Consider the following 20,879-nt stretch of genomic DNA (forward strand, 5'->3'; position numbering starts at 1 on the left):
TATCATTCTCTGCCAGATTTCCCTTACGGCAGCCACGATGAAATTTCCCGGCAAACGCAAATCCAAACACTATTTCCCCGTTAACGCGCGCGATCCGCTGCTGCAAGCCACACCTCAGGAGCAGGAAGAGGGCAGTTGGGTGGTGGGTATCGACCAGACGCTGGTGGATATTGAAGCCAAAGTTGATGATGACTTTCTGCAACGCTACGGGCTGAGCGCCGGTCACTCGCTGGTGATCGACGATGCTACCGCAGAAGCTTTGTACAACGAGCTGATGCGCGATGCGCTGATCAGCCATCAGTTTGCCGGCGGCACCATCGGTAACACGCTGCACAACTATTCTGTGCTGGCCGATGACCGTTCGGTATTGCTCGGCGTGATGTGCAACAACATCCAGATTGGCGGCTACGCTTATCGCTATCTGTGCAACACCTCCAGCCGTATGGATCTCAACTTCCTGCAAGGCGTGGATGGCGCGATTGGCCGCTGCTTCACTCTGATTGGTGAGCAGGGCGAACGCACCTTTGCCATCAGCCCGGGTTTAATGAACCAACTGCAGGCGGACAGCATTCCGGAAGAGGTGATTGCCGGGGCGTCGGCGCTGGTGCTGACTTCCTATCTGGTGCGCTGCCAGCCGGGTGAACCGATGCCAGCGGCCACGCTGCGTGCCATCGACTACGCGAAAAAACATAACGTGCCGGTGGTGCTGACGCTGGGAACCAAATACGTGATTCAGGACGATCCGCAGTTCTGGCGCGATTTCCTGCGCGATCATGTATCGATCGTGGCGATGAACGAAGAAGAGGCGCTGGCGCTGACGAGTGAGCAGGATCCGCTGCTGGCGTCGAATATTGCGCTGGACTGGGTGGATCTGGTGCTGTGCACTGCTGGCCCTACCGGTTTGTATATGGCTGGCTTCACCGAAGATGAATTCAAGCGCAAAACCAATCATCCGCTGCTGCCGGGCGCAATTGCCGAGTTCAACCAATATGAGTTCAGCCGCGCTATGCGTCATCAGGATTGCCAGCAGCCGCTGCGCATCTTCTCGCACATCGCGCCTTATATGGGCGGCCCTGAGAAGATCATGAACACCAACGGCGCGGGCGATGGTGCTCTGGCCGCGCTGCTGCACGACATCACCGCCAATAATTTCCACCGCCAGAAAGTGCCGAACTCCAGCAAACACGCACGCGGTTATCTCACCTATTCGTCGCTGGCGCAGGTGTGTAAGTATGCCAACCGGGTGAGTTATCAGGTGCTGAATCAGCATTCACCGCGTCTGATGCGCGGGCTGCCTGAGCGGGAAGACAGTTTAGAAGAGTCGTACTGGGACAGGTAACAGTGAACCCGTAACGGCGCGATTTATCGCGCGTTTGTTGGCAGCGGTGCTACTTGAATTGCGCGATTAATCCCGCCGCTACGGTGTATGTTGAATAGCGGCGCTACGGTATCAGTTGAATTATGGCGCTACGGTGTCTGTTATATCGGGCACTCCCGCACAATCGGGTTCTGCGCGATCTCTTCCTGCAGCACGTTCAGCATGCTGTTGGCGATCTCACGCTCGCCCATCACCACGCGATTGGCACCGCGTTCCATGATGTAATTCACTTCATCGTCGTAATGCGCGCGGGCAATAATTTCGATATCCGGACGCTTCTCACGCGCGGCGGTGACAATTTCCCCGGCTTCGTAACCGTTTGGAATGGTCAGCAGCAGCCAGCGTGCACAGTCGAGTCGGGCTAACTCCATGGTATCGACGCGTGCCGCATTGCCCAGCACCGCCTTGATCCCTTGCTCACGCAGCGCTTCAACGCGCGGACGGGAATTTTCCACCACCACCAGCGGCACATCGGCTTCCATCAGCTGCTGGCCCAGCAAGCTGCCAACGCGGCCATAACCCACAATGACCGCGTGATTACAGATATCCAGCGGAATCTGCTTCTCTTCTTCAATCGCCTCTTCCAGCGTCTGCTCTTCGATGGTTTCAGTCTTATCGAGGTAGCGCTCCAGAAGGGTAAACAGAATCGGGTTCAGCATGATGGAGAGGATCGCAGCCGCCAGCACCAGATTGCGTCCTTCATCACTCAACATGCCGAGTGAAATACCTAATCCGGCAAGGATAAAAGCGAATTCCCCAATTTGCGCCAGACTTACTGAAATGGTTATGGCGGTGCGGCGCGAGTGGCCGAGCAGCGTCACCAGCAGCCAGGCCGCGATGGATTTCCCGAGCACGATGATCGCCAGCGCGCCCAGCACCGCCAGCGGCTGCTCGATCAAAATCATCGGGTCAAACAACATACCGACCGAGACAAAGAACAGCACCGCAAACGCATCGCGTAGTGGGAGAGTATCGTGCGCGGCACGGTGGCTGAGTTCGGATTCGTTAAGCACCATACCGGCAAAGAAGGCGCCGAGGGCGAAGGAGACATCGAAGAATTCAACCGCACCGAAAGCGATACCCAGCGCCAGGGCCAGTACGGATAAGGTGAACAGTTCACGCGATCCGGTGGCGGCACTTTTTGCCAGGATCCACGGCACCACGCGACGACCGACCACCATCATCAGCACCATAAAGGCAACGACTTTGCCGATGGTCAGCATCAGGTCCCAGAACAGCAGAGAGGGGCTGGCGTTGCCTTCTTCCAGCATTCCGACAATGGCGGGCAGCAGCACCAGCGTCAGGACCATCACCAAATCTTCAACAATCAGCCAGCCAATGGCGATCTGCCCCCGCTGGCTATCAATCAGTTGACGCTCTTCCAGCGCACGCAGTAACACCACGGTACTGGCGGTGGAGAGACAGAGGCCAAACACCAGACCGGTCATCCACGACCAGCCCATCGCCCACGACAGCCCCATTCCCAGTAGCGTGGCCACCGCGATTTGCGCGATGGCGCCGGGAATGGCAATGGACTTTACCGACATCAAATCCTTCAGTGAGAAGTGCAAACCCACGCCAAACATCAGCAGGATAACGCCGAGTTCGGCGAGCTCAGGCGCGAGGTTAGTATCGGCGACAAAGCCCGGGGTAAAGGGACCGGCGAGCACGCCAGCCAGCAGATAACCGACCAGCGGGGAGATTCGCAGACGGTTGGCAATCATTCCAAGGATAAAGGCGAGGACCAAGCCCCCGACAATGGTGGTGATCAACGGTGTGGTGTGATGCATGCCTGTCTCCTTGTGTGCAAATGTATCCGCTTGTAACAACCTAGTGTAATGCACAATCGCTAACCACGTTTAAACATTTGAGCGGTGAAACGCGATTAAATTGAAAAATTGAGAAGAAAACGCAGCTTAAGCAGCATTTTCCTCAGTTATCTCACACTATCGGCAGGTTTTACGCAGAATGGAGGGGGGCGAGGAAAAAGCGTTGCCCCCCCAAAAGTGGCTTACGCGTGGCGGTTATCAGGTAAGAAAGCGGTTAAAAGGCCGATTAATGGCAGCCAGGCACAGATTTGATATACCCATTCAATGCTGGTGTGGTCTGCCACTACGCCCAACACGGCGGCACCCAGCCCACCCATGCCAAAGGCAAAACCGAAAAACAGCCCGGAAACCATACCAATACGCCCTGGCATCAGCTCCTGCGCATACACCAAAATGGCAGAAAACGCCGAGGCGAGAATCAACCCGATGATCACGCTCAACACGCTGGTCCACATTAGGTTGGCGTGGGGCAACAGCAAAGTGAAGGGCGCAACGCCAAGAATCGATACCCAAATCACGTATTTACGGCCGATCTTATCGCCAATCGGCCCGCCAATAATGGTGCCCGCAGCCACCGCGCCGAGGAAGGCAAACAGATGGAATTGTGAGGCCTGAACAGAAAGTCCGAACTTCTGGATTAAATAGAAGGTGTAGTAGCTGCTGAGGCTGGTGAGATAGAAGTATTTAGAAAAGATCAGCAGCAGCAAAATGCTGATCGCCAACGCCACTTTCTTACGCGGCAGCGGGTTAACCGGCGCAACCGTTGCCTTTGCTTTACTGGCGCGCTGCTGGTGGCTATACCAGCGGCTGACCTGCAGCAGCACGATAATGCCGAGCAGTGCCGCCAGCACGAACCAGGCAAGATGTCCTTTGCCGTAAGGGGCAACGATCATCGCTGCCAACAGCGGGCCTAACGCGCTACCAAAGTTGCCGCCCACCTGAAACAGGGATTGAGCCAGGCCATGACGTCCACCGGAGGCCATACGCGCCACGCGCGAAGATTCCGGATGAAACACCGAGGAACCGCTGCCCACCAGCGCGGCAGCGAGCAGCACCTGCGGATAGGTGCTGGAGAACGTCAGCAGCACCAGACCACACAGCGTAAAGCCCATCCCAACCGGCAAAGACCAGGGTTTTGGGTATTTGTCGGTGTAATGACCGATGATCGGCTGTAGCAGCGAAGCGGTGACCTGAAAGGTTAGCGTTATCAGACCTATCTGGACGAAGTTAAGGCTAAAATCTTTTTGCAGCATCGGGTAGATCGCCAGCAGCAGCGATTGCAGCATATCGTTGAGCAGATGCGCGAGGCTGATGGCACCTAAAATGCCAAAAGCGGTCCGTCCCGATGCGCGTGCCGGGGTTGCGATGTCACTTGCCATAAAAATCCTGAAGAGTGCGGTTATCGTTATCAGTTTGTTACTACCGCATGACTCTATAAGCCTTTAGTCTTGAGTTAAAGTGCCATCTGTGCGACACAGAAGGGTGATAAAGCACATTAAGTCCACGGCAAAGTGGAAAGACGCAGAATAAGGAGATCGGCTTTGTTGTTATTCCCGCGGAGAGGGCGCTGGCTGGCGCTGATCATGCTGTTGCTGCCGATGCTGGCGCAGGCATGGCAGACGGATCGCAGTTATCGATTCAGTATTCTGCACACCAACGATCATCACGGTCGCTACTGGACCAATGCGCAGGGCGAATACGGTCTGGCGGCGCAGAAAACGCTGATGGATAAACAGCGTTATGATGTGCAGGCCAAAGGCGGTGGTGCCTTGATCCTTTCCGCCGGAGACGTGAATACCGGCGTACCGGAATCGGATCTGCTCAATGCCGAACCCGATATTCGTGGCATGAACCTCATCGGCTACGATGCCATGGCGCTCGGCAATCACGAATTCGATAAGCCGCTCAGCGTGCTACAACAGCAACAGAAGTGGGCTAAATTTCCCTTCCTCTCTGCCAATATCTATCAAAAGGGCACCGACCAGCGTCTGTTCAAGCCGTGGGCGACCTTCAATCGCATGGGTCTGAAGATCGCGGTGATTGGCCTGACCACCACCGATACGCTGAAAATTTCCAATCCGGAAAATATTGCCAATATCGACATCCGCGATCCGGTGAAAGAGACGGAAAAAGCGGTGGCGGAACTGCGTGCCAGTGAAAAACCCGATGTGATTGTGGCGCTGACGCACATGGGCCATTACGACGATGGGCAGCACGGCAGCAACGCACCGGGTGATGTGGAACTGGCGCGCAGCCTGCCGCCGGGCACTATTAATGTGATTATTGGTGGCCACTCGCAGGACGCGGTGTGCATGGAAAAAGATAATGTCAGCGTAAAAGATTATCAGCCCGGCCAGCCTTGTCAGCCCGATCGCCAAAATGGCGTGTGGATCATGCAGGCAAAAGAGTGGGGCAAATACGTCGGGCGCGGCGATTTCACCTTCCGCAACGGCGAATTGACGCTGGACAGCTATCAGCTGATCCCGGTGAATCTCAAGCACGAAGTGAAGAATCTGGATGGCAGCGTTTCCTGGCTTACCTGGCAGGAAGAGATCCCACCCAACAGCGCAATGATGAAATTGTTGACGCCGTATCAACTGCGCGCGGCAAAGAAACTCGACGTCACGGTTGGCAGCAGTGATGGCGTGTTCGTGGGCGAACGCGACAAAGTGCGCTTTGAACAAACCAACCTTGGGCAGCTGATTCTGCGCGCGCAGATGGCAGCGACCCAAGCGGATTTCGCGGTGATCAGTGGCGGTGGCATTCGCACTTCACTGGCCGCGGGCAAACTGAGCTGGCGCGATCTGTTGCAGGTGCAGCCGTTTGGTAATCAGGTGGTGTCAGTCACGCTGACCGGAGACGAATTACTGAAGTATCTTGCCACGGTTGCCAATATCAAGACCAACTCCGGTGGTTTCGCGCAATTCAGCAATATCAGTCTGGTGGCAGATGGCAAAGCGGTGAGTGAGGTGAAGATCAATGGCGAGCCGCTGCAAAAAGACAAAACCTATCGCATGGCCACCAACAGCTTTAATGCCAGCGGCGGTGATGGTTATCCCAACATCGAAGCACATGCGGGCTTCAGCAATACCGGACTGCGCGATGCAGATGTGCTGCGCGATTTTGTCACGGCGCACTCACCGCTGAAAATCGCCGACTATGCGCCAACCGGCATTGTGCATTTGACGGAGCAGCAGGTACAGGAGCGCGACAAAGCGCAGGAAAAACCCAGGAAGCGCAGCTACCCGCAAGCCATTTTGGCGTGGATCTGGCCGCGTGCGCTGCACAATTAAAAACGGCGCCCGATTGGGCGCCGTTGTTTTATGCCTGACAGGATTTCTGCGTCAGCCAGCGCTGGCGCAATTTATCCCACATCCAGTTATAAGCCATGGTATAGGGCAGGAAGAACAGGAAGAACGCCACTTCCAGCATGAAGGCTTCCAGCAGCGTGATCTTCAGCATCCAGGCGGCAATCGGCAAACCGATAACGATAAAGCCCCCTTCAAAGCCCAGCGCGTGGATGGCGCGCAGGCCGAGGCCGCGTTTTCTCTGCGGCGGCCAGATGCGATCAAAACCGGTGTTATAGATCATGTTCCACAGCATGGCGACCGTTGACAACATAATCGCCAGCGCGCCCATCTGAAACAGCGGCTTTTCCATAATCCAGGCGGCCAGCGGAGCCACAGTGAGAATCGCCAGCACTTCAAATCCTGCAGCATGATAAAAACGTTCTTTCAGCGAACGGGTACGCATATAAACCTCCTTTTGGGTAACGCGACACATTTTCTCACCGCAAAATGCTAAGATAAAATGATTACCTATCGATAAAAGCGATGGTTCACCATGAAATACTCCCCGGAATCCCTTGAGGCCTTTGTCCAGACTGTCGCCAGCGGCTCGTTTTCTGCGGCGGCGCGTGCGCTGGCCAAAAGCCAGTCCACCATCAGCAGCGCCGTGGCGAATCTGGAAGACGATCTCGGTTTCACCCTGTTCGATCGCAGCGGTCGCCAGCCGGTACTAACCGAGCAAGGACAGCGCGCACTGGCGCAGGTACAGCAGATTCTGGCGGCCAGTCAGCGGTTGGATGAGCTGGCGGTGCGGCTGTCACAGGGCGTGGAACCGCGACTCAGTCTGGCGATTTCTGATTTCTGGCAGGCCGATCATCATGAAAATCTGCTCAACCGCTTTGAAGCGCGTTATCCGGATATTGAATTTGAATGCATGATTGCTGAGGACGCGGACGCGCTGGACCTGCTGCAGGCCGGTCGCGTGCATCTCGGCGTGGTGCGTGCGCAGCCGCAGCTGCCGCCTGATTTAGCGGTGGCACGTTTACAGGTGGGGGCGGAAATGACGATCTATCTGCATCAGGAGCATGTGCTGGCGCAGTCAAAACAGGTGAGTGAAGCACAACTCGGTGAATTGCGTCATTTACGGCTTAATACCTGGGTGCAAAACCGTGAACCCTTGCCTGCTGGCCGAGTGTGGTCGGCGCCTTCTTATTTATTGCTACTGGAAATGGCGGAGCAGGGCTTTGGCTGGAGCGTATTACCGCGCTGGCTGGTGGAGCAGTTTGGTCATCAGGTGTTGAAAGAGTTGCCGGTGCCAGGCTGGCCACAGCGCATCGCGGTGGATGTAATCTGGTCGCGACGCAATCCGCCAGGTCCTGCCGGGCGCTGGATGATTGATCAACTCTGCGCCCAGCAACCGGATTAATCGCGGCGCGCCACGTCGGCCAGTGTGGCATCCAGCAGTCGTGCCAGGTCCTGCGCCGCCAGTTCTATATCCAGCCCGCGCTTACCGCCGGAGACAAAGATGGTGGCAAATTCTGCAGCCTGCTGATCGATCACCGTTGGCAGACGTTTTTTCTGCCCCAGCGGGCTGATGCCACCCACCAGATAGCCGGTGACGCGCTGTGCCAGTTGCGGGTCGGCCATATCCGCTTTTTTAGCGCCCAGCGCCTTTGCCACTTTTTTCAAATCGAGCTGCGAGGAAACTGGCGTCACGGCTACCGCCAGCGCTTTAGCATCGCCGTTGAGCGCCACGAGCAGGGTTTTGAACACCTGGCGTGCATCGAGATTGAGCTTACGCACCGCCTCATCACCAAAATTTGTTTCGTGGCTGTCATGCTCATAAGGATGAAGGGTAAAGGCGACCTTTTGTTTTTCCAGCAGTTTTACGGCGGGTGTCATGTTCTGTCCTTGCTACGAAAATTCTTATTTCAGTTTTGGTGAATAATACTGGCGAAATTCTGAACTTTGCGCGAAAATTGGCCCGCGCCAGCAATGCTGGTGATAACCAAAATCATAAACAAATTCCTCTTTGACGGGCCGATAGCGATATTGGCCTTCTTTTTTGCCTGTAATTCACTGCTTACTGCTTACTGCTTACTGCTTACTGCTTACTGCTTACTGCTTACTGCTTACTGCTTACTGCTCATCCGCTGTGCCAACCCTCCGCCGCGCATCCGGCAAAGCACATTTCCGCACAATCAGAGAGACGCACGTCATCGATCTGATCGCTTTCAGGACATGAGGATGCATAAGGTCTTGCGGTGACGGCATTTGTTACGATTTCAGCAATCCCGGCAAATTATCCTCGCCATACAGATGCAGCGCACCCACGGCCACCACATAGCGGCCTTTTGGCAGCGCCTGCAATAACTCGCGCCAGTGCTGATTGCGATTGCGCATCAGCGTGTCATTGAGATCGCTGCTAAAGGTGGTCGGCAGGGCCACCGGTTGCTGCGTGGGCGGTGCATCCAGCCACCAGCTGATCATGGTTTGCAGCAGGCGGGCGTTGGTGTGCCAATGCTCCAGCGTGTCCAGTAACAGCGATAAACCCTCCTGCGGTAGCGACTTCAGCAGTGCGATCTGGGTTTCCGGGCCTTCCAGTTCAATAATGCGCTTATTAGCCGATTTCGCCGCCATCAGCAGTTGGTAATCAATGCCATATTGCGGCCGTAACCCCAGACGCTGCGCCTGTTGTGCCTGCAGCATCAAGGCGATTTGCCAGAACGGCAGCGTGTCGAACACTGCCATGGAAAGCGAAAGCTCATCGCACAGCACATCCAGTCGCTGCAACACCTCTGCATCCAGACGCATTGCCAGCGGTGCACAGGCATCATCATTGCTGAAGGGCGATGCACCCTGGGTAATATCCGCTTCGACAATCAGTGCGTCGGCCTTGCTCAGCTGACGCAGCAGACCGGCGGGCAAAGGCTGCATATCGCGCGTGCCCATATGAATGCTGCCCGCCAGATGCAGGCGTCGATCGCCCAATTTGATATCCATTGCCGGCCAGGTATAGCGTGCCGGGAAGAGGCTGGCGGCCATCTGCTGGAAGCTGTGCCACAGACTGCGTCTCATGCCCTGTCCTTTTGAAGTCAAAAATCCATGCTAGCGATTTCAGTCACTGAAAAACAGGGCAGAGAGGGCGATTAGCGTTTTGCTGGCTTAAAGCGCAACAAACGATTCGCGTTACTCACCACGGTAATCGAAGACAGCGCCATCGCCGCGCCCGCCACGATTGGGCTAAGCAGCAAACCCGTGAACGGGTAGAGCACGCCCGCCGCAATTGGAATCCCCAGGCTGTTATAGACAAAAGCCCCGAGCAAGTTCTGGCGCATATTACGCAGTGTCGCGCCTGCCATCGCCAGCGCATCGGCAACACAGTGCAAATCGTTGCGCATCAACGTCATGGCGGCGGTTTCGACGGCCACATCGCTGCCGCCACCCATGGCAATCCCCACATCGGCCTGCGCCAGCGCGGGCGCATCGTTGATGCCATCGCCGACCATCACCACTTTGCGCCCCTGCTGCTGCAACTGCGCAATCGCCTGCGCTTTGCCTTCGGGCAGCACGCCCGCGATCACTTCATCAATACCGGCTTCGGCAGCAATCATCTGCGCGGTTTTCTGATGATCGCCGGTCAGCATGATTAACCGATAACCCAACTGGTGCAGGCGCTGTAACGCGTCCGTGCTTTCCGGACGCAGGCTGTCGCGCAAGGCGATCAGCCCCAGCAGCTGACGATGATCGGCCAGCAGCACTGGCGTAGTGCCTTGCGCGGCGAAACGGTCGATATCTTGTTGTGCGGCGCGGTAATCAATCTGTTGTTCATCCAGCAGCGCCTGATTGCCGAGCAGCAGCGTTCTGCCCGCCACTTTAGCGCTCACGCCTTTGCCGCGTATTGTACGAAATTGCTTAGTCGGCTCATCGCTGAGATCGGGTGCTGCCGCCAGAATCGCTTTCGCCAGCGGATGGTTCGAACTTTGTTCCAGTTGCGCCGCAGCGCTCAGCACCTGCTGACGATTCCAGTCGCCATAGACCAGCACATCGCTCACCTGCGGGGTGCCGCGCGTCAGCGTGCCGGTTTTATCAAACACGATGGTATCGACTTCGCTGGCACGCTGTAGCGCATCAGCATCGCGCACCAGCACGCCCAATTCTGCCGCGCGACCGACGCCGGCAATCACCGACATTGGCGTCGCCAGCCCCAGCGCGCAAGGGCAGGCGATAATCAGCACCGTGGTGACAATAACCAGCGTGTAGGCCAACTGCGGCTGCGGGCCGACCAGATACCACACCAGACCCGCCAGCAGGGCAATCGCCACCACCACCGGCACAAACACCGCTGAGATGCGATCGGCCAGGCGGCCAATGTCCGGTTTGCTGCTCTGCGCCTGGCGCACCAGATTGATGATCCGCGCCAGCGTGGTGTGGCTGCCGGTGGCGCGTGCCACGAAGCGCAGCGTGCCATCCTGCACCAGTGTCCCGGCATAGACTTTATCGCCGGGCTGTTTCGCCTGTGGCACCGCTTCACCGGTCAACATTGCTTCATCAAACCAGGCTTCGCCGCTGTCGACTTCGCCATCCACCGGCACGCGATCGCCGGTGACCAGCTTCAGCAGCATGTCGGGCTGGACCTCGCTCAACGGCATCAGCGTTTCGCCCTGTTCACCGATCACACGCGCCTGCGCAGGGGTGAGATCCAACAGGCGTTCGAGGGCTTTGGATGCCCGCTGGCGTGCTCGCTGTTCCAGCGCATGGCCGAGGTTTATCAAACCGACGATCATCACGCTGGCTTCGAAATAGAGATGTCGTGCCTGCATCGGGAAAAATTCTGGCCACAGCGCCACGCTCATCGAGTAGATCCATGCGGCGCCAGTGCCTAAGGCCACCAGCGTATCCATGGTGGCGGTGCCGTGCTGTAGGCTGCGCCACGCACTGCGATAGAAATGGCCGCCAGCGATTACCATTACCAGCAAAGTGATCACGCCGAGCGAGCGCCATAACGTTTGGTTGGCGTCACTCAGCATCATGTTGTCGCCGAGCATGCCCCAGATCATCATGGGCACGCCGAGCAGCAGCGCCAATGCCGCCTGCCAGCTAAAGCGGCGCATCGCCTGCTGTGCGCTAACCTGCTGGCGTTCACGCCGCGTCTGTTCATCGTCGATCACTTCAGCGGAATAGCCCGCCTGATCCACTGCGCCAATCAGCGCCTCGGCTTGCGCATCGCCTAACACCAGCGCACTGCGCTCTCCGAGGTTGACGCGGGCCTGACTGACGCCGGGCACTTTCTGCAACGCCTGTTCCACCCGGCTTACACAGCTGGCACAGCTCATGCCGCCGATCAGCAAATGGTGAGCAGGAAGGTTTTCTTCTGCCGGTTGCGACACCGTTGTCAGCGCCTCCGGCGGCGGCTCTGTTGCTGTCAACGGCTCAGGCTTTGGGCTGTCTTTCACCGCCGCGTGATAGCCGGCCTGTTCAACGGTCGCAATCAGATCGCTGGCGCTGGCGGCACCGGTAACGCGCGCTTCCTGCTGCGTAACTTCCGCCTGTTCCACATCGTCGCGCTGCTCCAGCGCTTCTTTCACCCGTTTGACGCAGTGGCCACAGGACAAACCGTCCAGCGCCAGTAATTGTGTGTGTGACATCTTAAACTCCTTAAACGAGAGGTTTGACTGTCTGCAAACTTTGCATTAATTATAGAGCCTAAACCTTCCATTCAGGGGAAGGTCAAGCGGTCATGAGGTGAAGACAAAAGATGAACATCAGCGATGTGGCAAAAAAAACCGGGCTAACCAGCAAGGCGATCCGTTTTTATGAAGAGAAGGGCGTGGTGACGCCGCCGTTGCGCAGTAACAATGGTTATCGCAGCTATGCCGCGCATCATATTGATGAGCTGAATCTGCTGCGTCAGGCGCGTCAGGTCGGGTTTACGCTGGACGAATGCCGCGAGCTGGTGACGCTGTTCAACGATCCCGCACGCCACAGCGCGGATGTCAAAGCGCGCACCTTGCAGAAAGCAGATGAAATCGCTGCGCACATCGAAGAATTGCATGCAATGCGCGCGCGACTGCTGGAACTTGCTGAAGCCTGCCCCGGCGATGACAGTGCCGAGTGCCCGATCATCAATCATCTGGCGGGCTGCTGCCATCAGGGCGAAGGGAAACGCGGCTGAATCTGCAGCGTGATACCGATCACACCGGTGACGATCACGGGCGTTCCGGCGGGCAAATCTTCTGTCGCCTGCACTCGCCAACTGCTGTCGCCTATGCGCACATGGCCTAACCCATCCTTAAGGGTGTTATCAAGGGTCAGGTGCATCCCGATCAGCTGCGATCCACGTTGATTCAGGGTGTTGGGCTGCTGAGCAACCTCGCGGTAGCGCATCCAGCGATACCAGAAATAGACGCACAGCAACGTCAGCACCGCGAACAAAATGCCCTGATGCGTCCACGAGAACGGGAAAAGCCATTCAATAAGACCGACCAGCACCGCCGCTAATCCACTCCACAGCAGATAACCGCTGGTGCCGAGCATTTCAGCCGCCAGCAGCAGGCCGCCCAGCGTCAGCCAGAACCAGTGCGGATGGGCAATCAGCTCAATCAGGATCACGGTTTACGCTCCTGACGGCTCTCCTTCAACAATTCGCCGATCCCGGCAATAGAACCCAGCAAACTGCTGGCATCCAGCGGCATCATCACCACTTTGCTGTTATGAGATTCACCGATCTTCTGCAACGCATCGGTATATTTCTGCGCCACAAAGTAGTTCACCGCCTGAATATCGCCTGCGGCAATCGCTTCCGATACCGCACGCGTGGCATTGGCTTCCGCCTGCGCCTGACGTTCACGCGCTTCGGCCTGCAGGAAGGCGGAGGTACGTTCACCTTCGGCTTTCAGAATCTGCGACTGCTTGTCACCTTCAGCACGCAGTATCGCCGCCTGGCGCACGCCTTCTGCGGTAAGGATGTCAGCACGCTTGGTACGTTCGGCTTTCATCTGCGCATTCATTGCTGCGATTAATTCCTGCGGTGGACGCACGTCACGAATTTCGATACGGGTGATCTTCACACCCCACGGATTGGTGGCTTCATCGACGATATGCAGTAGGCGGGTATTGATGTTATCGCGCTGCGACAGCATCTCATCCAATTCCATGCTACCCAGTACCGTACGGATGTTGGTCATGGTCAGATTGAGGATCGACAGCTCAAGATTGCTGACTTCATAGGCCGCGCGCGCAGGATCAACCACCTGAATAAAGCACACGGCATCAATGGTGACGTTGGCGTTATCTTTGGAGATGATTTCTTGCGAGGGGATATCGAGGACTTGTTCCATCATATTGATCTTGCGACCAATACGATCCATGAACGGCACGATCAAACTCAGGCCGGGGGGCAGGGTTTTGGTGTAACGACCAAAACGTTCCACCGTCCACTGATAGCCTTGTGGCACAATTTTTACACCGGCCCACACCGTAACGAGTGCGAGCACGATAATGACGGGAATGACAGTCAACATATAACCTCCTGGTTGTCAGATTGTCGGGCCGAATCGTTCGGCCCGTTGCACGCGCGGTACCGATCAGTACAGCAGCGAGTACAGCTGGCGGCGATAGCGCGTGGCGAGTGCATCGCCTGTGCCGAGCGCGGCCAAAATCTCCTGGAACATCTTACGTACCTGACCTTCTCCGGCACTGAGATCGCTCTTCAGGAAGCTGAACAGCAGATCCAGTGCTTCTTCGTTACGGCCCACCTGGTGCAGCTGTAAAGCAAGTTTAGCAGCCAGCTCTGCATTCGCGGGCTCACTGGCCAACTGTTCCTGCAATTGCTGGATCTCTGGAGTATCCGCAGCTTGTTTCAGCAGTTCGATTTGCGAAACCAGGCTCTGATAGCGGGTATCCTGATCCTGTAAGGGCACCACTGCCAGCACGGCTTCGGCTTCATCGCTGCGGTTCAAAGTCATCAACACTTCTGCCAACAGGAAACCAATTTCACTGTTCTGGTTGCTCAGCGCCCAGGCATCTTTCAGCAACGGCAGCGCATCCAGCGGTTTGCCTTCTTCCTTCAGCTGCATCGCCTGATGGGTTTTGATCTCTTCTTCACGCGGCAGCACTTTTTGCAACAGCGCGCGGATCGCCTCTTCCGGCTGCGGGCCCTGGAAGCCATCCACCGGCTGCCCGTTCTGGAACAGGTACACGGTTGGAATCGAGCGCAGACCAAACTGCGATGCCACCATCTGCTCTTTATCACAATCCAGTTTGGCCAAAATGAACTGACCCGCATACTCCTGTGCCAGACGTTCCAGCACCGGCGTCAGCTCCTGACAGTGTTGGCTGCGATCGGACCAGAAATAGAACAGCACCGGCATCTGCGTGGATTGTTCCAGCGTCTGGTGCAGGTTGGATTCGTTGATGTCGATAATCAAAGCGTGTGACATGAATACGTCTCTTTGCAGAAAGTGTGTTGAGAATATGGGGGCAAGCTGCCCCGCTTCAAGTTCAAATCTAGCTTGTCGATCAGTTGCTGCGCAAGATGCGATCCAGCATCCAGCCCGGTAACAGGCGTTTCAGCAGGCTCATTACCCATGCGACCAGCGTCACCGGATAGCGCAGGCGCGGATGTTTGCTTTCCAGCGCGTGGCGCAGCTTGGGCAAAATGGCTTCCGGCGGCAGCGTAAAGCGTGCGGCAATGCCGGGATTGCGCACCGGTTTGTCCTGCTCGCCCTGATGCACATTGTCGGTGAAACGCGTGGCAATCGGCCCCGGCTCGATCAAACTCACGCGTACACCGGAAGCGCGGACTTCCATGCGCAGCGCATCGCTCCAGGCTTCCAGCGCCCATTTGCTGGCGGCATAGGCACCGCGCCCGGGCGTGGAGATCAGCCCCAGCACCGAGCTGGTATTGATAATACGCCCATTGCCGCTGGCTTGCAGAGCAGGCAGCAGGCGCATCGTCAGTTGGTGCGTACCAAACAGGTTGGTGGAGAACTGCTTTTCCAGCTGCGCGCGCGAGACGCTGCTCAACGGGCCATATTGACCAAAGCCGCCGTTGTTGAACAGGCCATGCAAGCGATGCTCGCACAATTCCAGAATATGGTCGGCTGCGGCATCCACGCTGGCTTCATCATCAAGATCGAGCAGCACGCCAATAAAGCCCAGCGCCTCCATGCGCGCCACATCATCCGCGCGACGGCAGGCGGCAATCACGCGATAACCGCGAGACTGCAAATCGTTGGCAGCCGCTAAGCCAATACCGCTGGAGCAGCCGGTGATGAGGATATTTTTTTGCATAATCACTGTAAGGCTGTTTGAGATTGATAACAGATTCAGTGATTTGTACTACTGGCGTCAACCTTTAGTTATGGCCAACCCGGATGCTTAAGCGCGTGGTTTGCTGAGTGCGTTGAATGGCCTTTCAATGTACTTCCATGCCAGCCATGCCAAAAGTAATGAGAGGACAACCGAGACACAAAATCGCCAAGGCCCATCTTCAATCCCCAGACCATTCAAACGTTTACCTAGCCCTTGATTCATCAAGGTGTGTACGAGGTAAAGTGAAAATGAGATATCACCTAACATCAGCCATGCGCGTGGGATAAACTTCCCAATTTTCTCTTCTGAAGCAATGGCGAATAAGAGAACAAGTGCATAAATCCATCCTGAACCGGTTAAGCCATGCCCGACAAACAGCCCATGGCTAAAAAGCGCAGCCATCATGACTACCGAAGCGGTAAACATGATCAGCATCAGGTTAGCGTTGAGTTTACGCAGCAGCGGTTCACTTAGCCCAATGAGCATGCCGACCAGGAACAATAAAATCATCGGATTGGTGACAAGGTTTAGCTGTGCACTGCCGAGATCATAACCTTGCTCTGCGAGGCTGAGGTTTTTCCCGGCAAGCCAGGGGATGGCGAAGAGAGTTAAGACGAACCAAATTGCGATAGCTAAAGCCCGACGTGGTAATCCCAGAAGCAATCCCACCGCAAGATAAAAGTAGAGTTCATAATTCAGGGTCCAGCGAATTCCATACATGCCACTGTCATCCACATAAAAGGGACCGTGCTCAGGATATATCGGCTGAAAGGTGAGCGCGCTTATGAGGTTCTGGGTTTTATCCGCATAATGGAAGGTGCTCATGGCGCCAGAGAGCAGAAAGGTAATGATCAGAATAATGTAGTACGCAGGTAATATCCGGAAGAGGCGGCGCTTCAAAAAATGCACCGTTCCTGAAAGCGTGGCGGGTGTCGTTTTCAAGGTTAAAACAATCACAAAACCGCTAATCAGAAAAAACAGGTCAACACCGGTGGCTCCCCAACCAAATAATGAGTCTCCTAACCCAGATGACTTTGCATTGATGTTCCAGCGGAAATGGAAAAACATCACGCTGAGGGCAGCGAATCCCCTGAGCGCGTGCACACTTTTAAAATAACTCGGATTCATTTAATTATTCTTAACTGTGGTAGCCAGCCGCAAGTAGACGGCTCAAATTGTGCCCTTTTATATCATTGCGTTAAGGATGTGACCACGAAAAGTTAAGAGTGCAAAGAATTAGTAAATAATGATTTGGTTTAAGTAAGAAGTGTGATGTTGCGCATCGTCAGGTCTGCAGATGCGCATGAATGGAATTTGTGCCGCCATTGCCAGGGTTTGCATTTCTTTACCTGTTAAAAATCACACACCTGCTTTAATTCTGCTTTACTAGCGGAGCCAGTTCGTTGGCCATCAGATTGGCGATAAACGGCTGCGCATCCGGATTGGGGTGAATACCGTCCTGCTGCATCCATTCCGGCTTCAGATAGACCTGCTCCATAAAGAAGGGCACCAGAGGAATGTTGTACTGCTGTGCCAGCTGCGGATAGATCGCGCTAAACGCTTCGGTATAACGACGTCCATAATTAGCGGGTAAACGAATTTGCATCAGCAGCGGCTGCGCTTTAGCGGCTTTGACTTCGTCGATCACTTTACTCAGATCCTGCGCGATATTGGCAGGCGGGAAGCCGCGCAAGCCATCGTTACCGCCCAATTCGATTAACACCCAACGTGGTTGATGCTGTTTTAATAGGCCAGGCAAACGCGCCAGCCCTTGTCCGGCGGTATCTCCGCTGATGCTGGCGTTAATAATCTGGGGCTGCTGTTGCCAGGTTTTATTGAGCAGGCTGGGCCATGCCGCAGTGGCGGACATGCGATACCCGGCGCTCAGGCTGTCGCCCAGTACCAGCAAGGTATCGGCGGCGGCGATGCGGGACACCAGCAGAAGCAATAACAACAGGAAGGGATAATGCCAGCGGAAAACATTGTTGCAGTTCATCATCTTACTAAGTCCGTCGGTCAGGGAGAGCATCAGCTGACCATCCTTACCGGAGTTGAGCTGGTTGTCAAACCAGCTGAGACCATTGCGCTGATTGGCGAATCGGGTTCCGGCAAATCCACATTACTGGGCATTCTGGCCGGGCTGGACGATGGCAGCAGCGGCGAGGTCAATCTGCTCGGCCAGCCGCTGCATCATATGAACGAAGAACAACGTGCCGCGTTGCGCGCGCGGGAAGTCGGCTTTGTGTTCCAGTCCTTTATGCTGGTGCCAACACTCAATGCGCTGGAGAACGTGCAGCTGCCTGCCTTGCTGCGCGGTGACAGCGATCGCGATAGCCGCGCCCAGGCGGTGGATCTCTTAACGCAACTTGGCCTGAAAGATCGTCTGCATCATCTGCCCGCGCAGCTTTCGGGCGGGGAACAACAGCGTGTGGCGCTGGCACGCGCGTTTAGTGGCCGTCCGGGTTTGCTGTTCGCCGATGAACCGACCGGCAACCTGGATCGTAAAACCGGCGATCGCATTGCCGACTTACTTTTCTCCCTCAACCGCGATTTCGCCACCACGCTGATTCTGGTGACGCACGATGAGCAACTGGCGGCGCGCTGCGATCGCCGGCTGCGCCTGCGCGACGGCAAGCTGTGGGAGGAGACATGATTTGGCGCTGGTTCTGGCGTGAATGGCGCTCGCCGTCGCTGCTGATTGTCTGGCTGGCACTGACGCTGGCGGTGGCCTGCGTGCTGGCGCTGGGTTCGATCAGCGATCGCATGGAGAAAGGGCTGAGCCAGCAGAGCCGTGATTTTATGGCGGGCGACCGTACCCTGCGCAGCAGCGCGCCCGCGCCGGAAGCCTGGCTGAAAAAAGCGCGCGATGAAGGGCTCTCCGTCAGTCGTCAGCTCAGTTTTATGACCATGACCTTCGCCGATCAGACGCCGCAGCTGGCGGACGTGAAAGCCGTGGATGATGCCTATCCGATGTTCGGCACCTTGCAGACTGATCCGCCGGGATTAAAACCGCAGGCGGGCACGGTGCTGGCCGCGCCACGCTTGCTGGCGCTGCTGAATCTGAAAGTTGGCGACAATGTTGATGTCGGTGACACCACGCTGCGTATTGCCGGTGAAGTGATTCAGGAACCGGATGGCGGCTTTAATCCGTTCCAGACGGCGCCGCGCCTGCTGATGAACCTCGCGGATGTCGATAAAACCGGTGCGATTCAGCCCGGTAGCCGACTCAGCTGGCGCTACAAGTTCTCCGGCGATCCGGCTCCGCTGGCGCGTTATGACAGCTGGATCCAGCCGCAGTTAAAAGCCGGTGAGCGCTGGATCAGCGTCGAGAACTCCGAAGATGCGCTGGGTCGCTCGATGCAACGCGCCCAGCAATTTCTCCTGTTATCAGCACTGCTGACGCTGATGCTGGCGATTGCCGCCGTGGCGGTGGCGATGAGCCATTACTGCCGCAGCCGCTACGATCTGGTAGCAGTGCTGAAAACGCTGGGCGCGACGCGCAAAGCCTTGCAACGGTTGATCATCGGCCAGTGGCTGGCGGTGTTGCTGCTGGCGGCGATAGCGGGCAGCGTGCTGGGGCAGGGGATTGAGGTCATCCTGCTGGCGATGCTCAAACCAGTGCTGCCCGCCGCCTTGCCTGCCGCCAGCTTCTGGCCGTGGCTGTGGGCGATTGGCGCGATGTTTGTGATTTCGCTGCTGGTGGGATTGCGCCCCTATCGCCTGTTGATGGCAACTCAGCCGCTGCGTGTGCTCCGGCGCGATGCGGTGGCAAATGTCTGGCCGCTGCGCATTTATCTTCCCGCCATGGCGCTGGTGGTGGTTGGCCTGCTGGCATTATTGATGGGCGGCAGCAAAATGCTGTGGGCGCTGCTGGCGGGCGTGGTGATGCTGGCGCTGCTGCTGTCACTGCTCGGCTGGGGCACGCTGTTGCTGCTGCGTAAGCTGGTGGTGCGCAATCTGGCGATGCGTCTGGCGATCAATCGTCTGCTACGACAGCCGGTGATGACGCTGAGCCAGCTGGCGGCATTTTCGCTCTCCTTTATGCTGCTGGCGTTACTGTTGGTGATGCGCGGCGATCTGCTGGATCGCTGGCAGCAGCAGTTACCGCCGGATGCACCGAACTATTTCCTGCTTAACATGACGCAGGAACAGGTGCCGCAGGTGCGCGAGTTCCTCAATCAGCATCATATTAAACCGGAATCCTATTACCCGATTGTGCGTGCGCGTCTGACGGAACTGAACGGCAAAGAAGCCGATCCGAAGATGGATAACGCGCTGAACCGCGAATTGAATCTGACGTGGCAGGGGGAGCTACCGGATCACAATCCGCTGCTGGCCGGGAGCTGGCCGCCGAAAGCGGGTGAAGTGTCGATGGAAGTGGAACTGGCGGATCGCCTTGGCCTGAAGCTCGGCGATACGCTGACCTTCAGCGGTGATACCCAGCAGTTCAGCGCCAAAGTCACCAGCCTGCGCAAAGTGGATTGGGAAAGCCTGCGGCCGAACTTCTTCTTTATCTTCCCGCCGGGCGCGCTGGATCAACAGCCGCAAACCTGGTTGACCAGTTTCCGCATGGACAGCAATCCGGCGCTGCTGGCACAGCTCAATCGCGCCTTCCCGACGCTGAGTTTGCTGGATGTCGGCAGCATGCTGAAGCAGATCGGTCTGGTGCTGGCGCAGGTCAGTCAGGCGCTGGAGATCATGGTGGTGCTGGTGACGGTGTGCGGTGTTCTGCTGTTGCTGGCGCAGATTCAGGTCGGTATGCGACAGCGCAGGCAAGAGTTGGTGGTGTATCGCACGCTCGGTGCCAGTAAACGCCTGCTGCGCGGCACGCTGTGGTGCGAGTTTGCCTTGCTTGGCGTGGTGTCGGGTATTGCAGCGGCACTAGGCGCAGAAGCGGCGCTGTGGGGATTACAGCGTAAGATCTTCGATTTCCCCTGGGAGCCGGACTGGACGCTGTGGATGGCATTACCGATTTGCGGCGCGCTGCTGTTGTCGCTGTGCGGTGGTTGGCTGGGCGTGCGATTGCTGGAAGGGAAGGCGCTGTTCAGGCGGTTTGAAGCGGCTTAATCT

General features: G+C 56.7%; 18 protein-coding genes. 6 read left to right on the forward strand and 12 right to left on the reverse strand.

Features of this window, described 5'->3' with window-relative positions:
* Positions 1–37: 37 nt before the first annotated feature.
* The gene (locus tag F3J37_RS13015) at positions 38–1,339 is read left to right on the forward strand and encodes an inosine/guanosine kinase (RefSeq protein WP_166933747.1); all 1,302 of its coding nucleotides are present in this window, start codon (positions 38–40) and stop codon (positions 1,337–1,339) included.
* A 140-nt stretch (positions 1,340–1,479) separates the two neighbouring features.
* Here the strand turns inward: F3J37_RS13015 and ybaL are convergent, their stop codons facing one another.
* Both ybaL and F3J37_RS13025 read right to left on the reverse strand, forming a co-directional pair.
* Positions 1,480–3,168 carry a YbaL family putative K(+) efflux transporter gene (gene ybaL, locus F3J37_RS13020; protein ID WP_166933749.1) on the reverse strand — a complete coding sequence of 563 codons (1,689 nt, stop codon included), beginning with the start codon at positions 3,166–3,168 and terminating at the stop codon, positions 1,480–1,482.
* A 221-nt stretch (positions 3,169–3,389) separates the two neighbouring features.
* Positions 3,390–4,586, reverse strand: a complete 1,197-nt coding sequence (locus F3J37_RS13025) for an MFS transporter (RefSeq protein WP_166933751.1) — start codon at positions 4,584–4,586, stop codon at positions 3,390–3,392.
* Between the two features lie 162 nt (positions 4,587–4,748).
* Between F3J37_RS13025 and ushA the strand changes: the two genes are divergently transcribed.
* Positions 4,749–6,500: a bifunctional UDP-sugar hydrolase/5'-nucleotidase UshA gene (ushA, locus tag F3J37_RS13030; RefSeq protein WP_166933753.1), complete on the forward strand. Its 1,752-nt coding sequence runs from the start codon at positions 4,749–4,751 to the stop codon at positions 6,498–6,500.
* 28 nt (positions 6,501–6,528) lie between these two features.
* Here ushA and F3J37_RS13035 read toward each other — a convergent pair whose 3' ends face one another.
* Positions 6,529–6,960, reverse strand: a complete 432-nt coding sequence (locus F3J37_RS13035) for a multidrug/biocide efflux PACE transporter (protein ID WP_034828198.1) — start codon at positions 6,958–6,960, stop codon at positions 6,529–6,531.
* A gap of 90 nt (positions 6,961–7,050) precedes the next feature.
* Between F3J37_RS13035 and F3J37_RS13040 the strand changes: the two genes are divergently transcribed.
* Positions 7,051–7,920, forward strand: coding sequence for a LysR family transcriptional regulator (locus F3J37_RS13040; protein ID WP_166933755.1), 870 nt, complete (start codon positions 7,051–7,053; stop codon positions 7,918–7,920).
* Here F3J37_RS13040 and ybaK read toward each other — a convergent pair.
* From ybaK to copA, 3 genes are all read right to left on the reverse strand, one after another.
* The gene (gene ybaK, locus F3J37_RS13045) at positions 7,917–8,396 is read right to left on the reverse strand and encodes a Cys-tRNA(Pro)/Cys-tRNA(Cys) deacylase YbaK (RefSeq protein ID WP_045816347.1); all 480 of its coding nucleotides are present in this window, start codon (positions 8,394–8,396) and stop codon (positions 7,917–7,919) included. The two genes, F3J37_RS13040 and ybaK, sit on opposite strands and share 4 nt — an antisense overlap.
* A 375-nt stretch (positions 8,397–8,771) precedes the next feature.
* Positions 8,772–9,572 carry a TraB/GumN family protein gene (locus F3J37_RS13050; protein ID WP_166933757.1) on the reverse strand — a complete coding sequence of 267 codons (801 nt, stop codon included), beginning with the start codon at positions 9,570–9,572 and terminating at the stop codon, positions 8,772–8,774.
* A gap of 71 nt (positions 9,573–9,643) precedes the next feature.
* Positions 9,644–12,142 (reverse strand): copper-exporting P-type ATPase CopA, encoded by a 2,499-nt coding sequence (copA, locus tag F3J37_RS13055; protein WP_166933758.1) that lies wholly within the window; start codon positions 12,140–12,142, stop codon positions 9,644–9,646.
* 110 nt (positions 12,143–12,252) lie between these two features.
* On the opposite strand from copA, the gene cueR reads away from it, so the two are divergent.
* Entirely contained in the window at positions 12,253–12,669 is a 417-nt protein-coding gene (gene cueR, locus F3J37_RS13060; RefSeq protein ID WP_034828208.1) for a Cu(I)-responsive transcriptional regulator, read from the forward strand.
* Here cueR and F3J37_RS13065 read toward each other — a convergent pair.
* The 6 genes from F3J37_RS13065 to tesA all read right to left on the reverse strand — a co-directional run bounded on the left by F3J37_RS13065 (position 12,645) and on the right by tesA (position 17,808).
* Complete coding sequence (locus F3J37_RS13065; RefSeq protein WP_166933786.1) at positions 12,645–13,103, reverse strand: NfeD family protein; 459 nt, start codon at positions 13,101–13,103, stop codon at positions 12,645–12,647. The two genes, cueR and F3J37_RS13065, sit on opposite strands and share 25 nt — an antisense overlap.
* The gene (locus F3J37_RS13070; RefSeq protein WP_034828210.1) at positions 13,103–14,017 is read right to left on the reverse strand and encodes an SPFH domain-containing protein; all 915 of its coding nucleotides are present in this window, start codon (positions 14,015–14,017) and stop codon (positions 13,103–13,105) included. Before F3J37_RS13070 ends, F3J37_RS13065 begins: the two co-directional genes overlap by 1 nt.
* A gap of 63 nt (positions 14,018–14,080) precedes the next feature.
* A complete protein-coding gene (locus tag F3J37_RS13075; RefSeq protein ID WP_166933760.1) occupies positions 14,081–14,935 on the reverse strand; it encodes a thioredoxin family protein in 855 nt (284 codons plus the stop codon).
* 79 nt (positions 14,936–15,014) lie between these two features.
* Complete coding sequence (locus F3J37_RS13080) at positions 15,015–15,788, reverse strand: SDR family oxidoreductase (protein ID WP_160832660.1); 774 nt, start codon at positions 15,786–15,788, stop codon at positions 15,015–15,017.
* A gap of 87 nt (positions 15,789–15,875) precedes the next feature.
* The gene (locus tag F3J37_RS13085; RefSeq protein WP_166933762.1) at positions 15,876–16,937 is read right to left on the reverse strand and encodes an acyltransferase family protein; all 1,062 of its coding nucleotides are present in this window, start codon (positions 16,935–16,937) and stop codon (positions 15,876–15,878) included.
* A 244-nt stretch (positions 16,938–17,181) separates the two neighbouring features.
* Positions 17,182–17,808, reverse strand: coding sequence for a multifunctional acyl-CoA thioesterase I/protease I/lysophospholipase L1 (tesA, locus tag F3J37_RS13090; RefSeq protein WP_224934094.1), 627 nt, complete (start codon positions 17,806–17,808; stop codon positions 17,182–17,184).
* On the opposite strand from tesA, the gene ybbA reads away from it, so the two are divergent.
* Both ybbA and ybbP read left to right on the forward strand, forming a co-directional pair.
* Positions 17,776–18,462, forward strand: a complete 687-nt coding sequence (gene ybbA, locus F3J37_RS13095; RefSeq protein ID WP_160867904.1) for a putative ABC transporter ATP-binding protein YbbA — start codon at positions 17,776–17,778, stop codon at positions 18,460–18,462. The genes tesA and ybbA overlap by 33 nt on opposite strands.
* Positions 18,459–20,876 carry a putative ABC transporter permease subunit YbbP gene (ybbP, locus tag F3J37_RS13100; RefSeq protein ID WP_166933764.1) on the forward strand — a complete coding sequence of 806 codons (2,418 nt, stop codon included), beginning with the start codon at positions 18,459–18,461 and terminating at the stop codon, positions 20,874–20,876. Before ybbA ends, ybbP begins: the two co-directional genes overlap by 4 nt.
* The last annotated feature ends 3 nt before the right edge of the window (positions 20,877–20,879 follow it).

This window comes from Candidatus Pantoea communis (assembly GCF_011752685.1).
GTDB lineage: Bacteria > Pseudomonadota > Gammaproteobacteria > Enterobacterales > Enterobacteriaceae > Pantoea > Pantoea communis.

What these genes read in the sequence shown, in the direction of transcription:
- F3J37_RS13015 (WP_166933747.1), top strand. Translation starts at nt 38, where the DNA reads ATGAAATTTCCCGGCAAACGCAAATCCAAACACTATTTCCCCGTTAAC.
- ybaL (WP_166933749.1), bottom strand. Translation starts at nt 3,168, where the DNA reads ATGCATCACACCACACCGTTGATCACCACCATTGTCGGGGGCTTGGTC.
- F3J37_RS13025 (WP_166933751.1), bottom strand. Translation starts at nt 4,586, where the DNA reads ATGGCAAGTGACATCGCAACCCCGGCACGCGCATCGGGACGGACCGCT.
- F3J37_RS13035 (WP_034828198.1), bottom strand. Translation starts at nt 6,960, where the DNA reads ATGCGTACCCGTTCGCTGAAAGAACGTTTTTATCATGCTGCAGGATTT.
- F3J37_RS13040 (WP_166933755.1), top strand. Translation starts at nt 7,051, where the DNA reads ATGAAATACTCCCCGGAATCCCTTGAGGCCTTTGTCCAGACTGTCGCC.
- ybaK (WP_045816347.1), bottom strand. Translation starts at nt 8,396, where the DNA reads ATGACACCCGCCGTAAAACTGCTGGAAAAACAAAAGGTCGCCTTTACC.
- F3J37_RS13050 (WP_166933757.1), bottom strand. Translation starts at nt 9,572, where the DNA reads ATGAGACGCAGTCTGTGGCACAGCTTCCAGCAGATGGCCGCCAGCCTC.
- copA (WP_166933758.1), bottom strand. Translation starts at nt 12,142, where the DNA reads ATGTCACACACACAATTACTGGCGCTGGACGGTTTGTCCTGTGGCCAC.
- cueR (WP_034828208.1), top strand. Translation starts at nt 12,253, where the DNA reads ATGAACATCAGCGATGTGGCAAAAAAAACCGGGCTAACCAGCAAGGCG.
- F3J37_RS13070 (WP_034828210.1), bottom strand. Translation starts at nt 14,017, where the DNA reads ATGTTGACTGTCATTCCCGTCATTATCGTGCTCGCACTCGTTACGGTG.
- F3J37_RS13075 (WP_166933760.1), bottom strand. Translation starts at nt 14,935, where the DNA reads ATGTCACACGCTTTGATTATCGACATCAACGAATCCAACCTGCACCAG.
- F3J37_RS13080 (WP_160832660.1), bottom strand. Translation starts at nt 15,788, where the DNA reads ATGCAAAAAAATATCCTCATCACCGGCTGCTCCAGCGGTATTGGCTTA.
- F3J37_RS13085 (WP_166933762.1), bottom strand. Translation starts at nt 16,937, where the DNA reads ATGAATCCGAGTTATTTTAAAAGTGTGCACGCGCTCAGGGGATTCGCT.
- ybbA (WP_160867904.1), top strand. Translation starts at nt 17,776, where the DNA reads ATGCCAGCGGAAAACATTGTTGCAGTTCATCATCTTACTAAGTCCGTC.
- tesA (WP_224934094.1), bottom strand. Translation starts at nt 17,808, where the DNA reads ATGATGAACTGCAACAATGTTTTCCGCTGGCATTATCCCTTCCTGTTG.
- ybbP (WP_166933764.1), top strand. Translation starts at nt 18,459, where the DNA reads ATGATTTGGCGCTGGTTCTGGCGTGAATGGCGCTCGCCGTCGCTGCTG.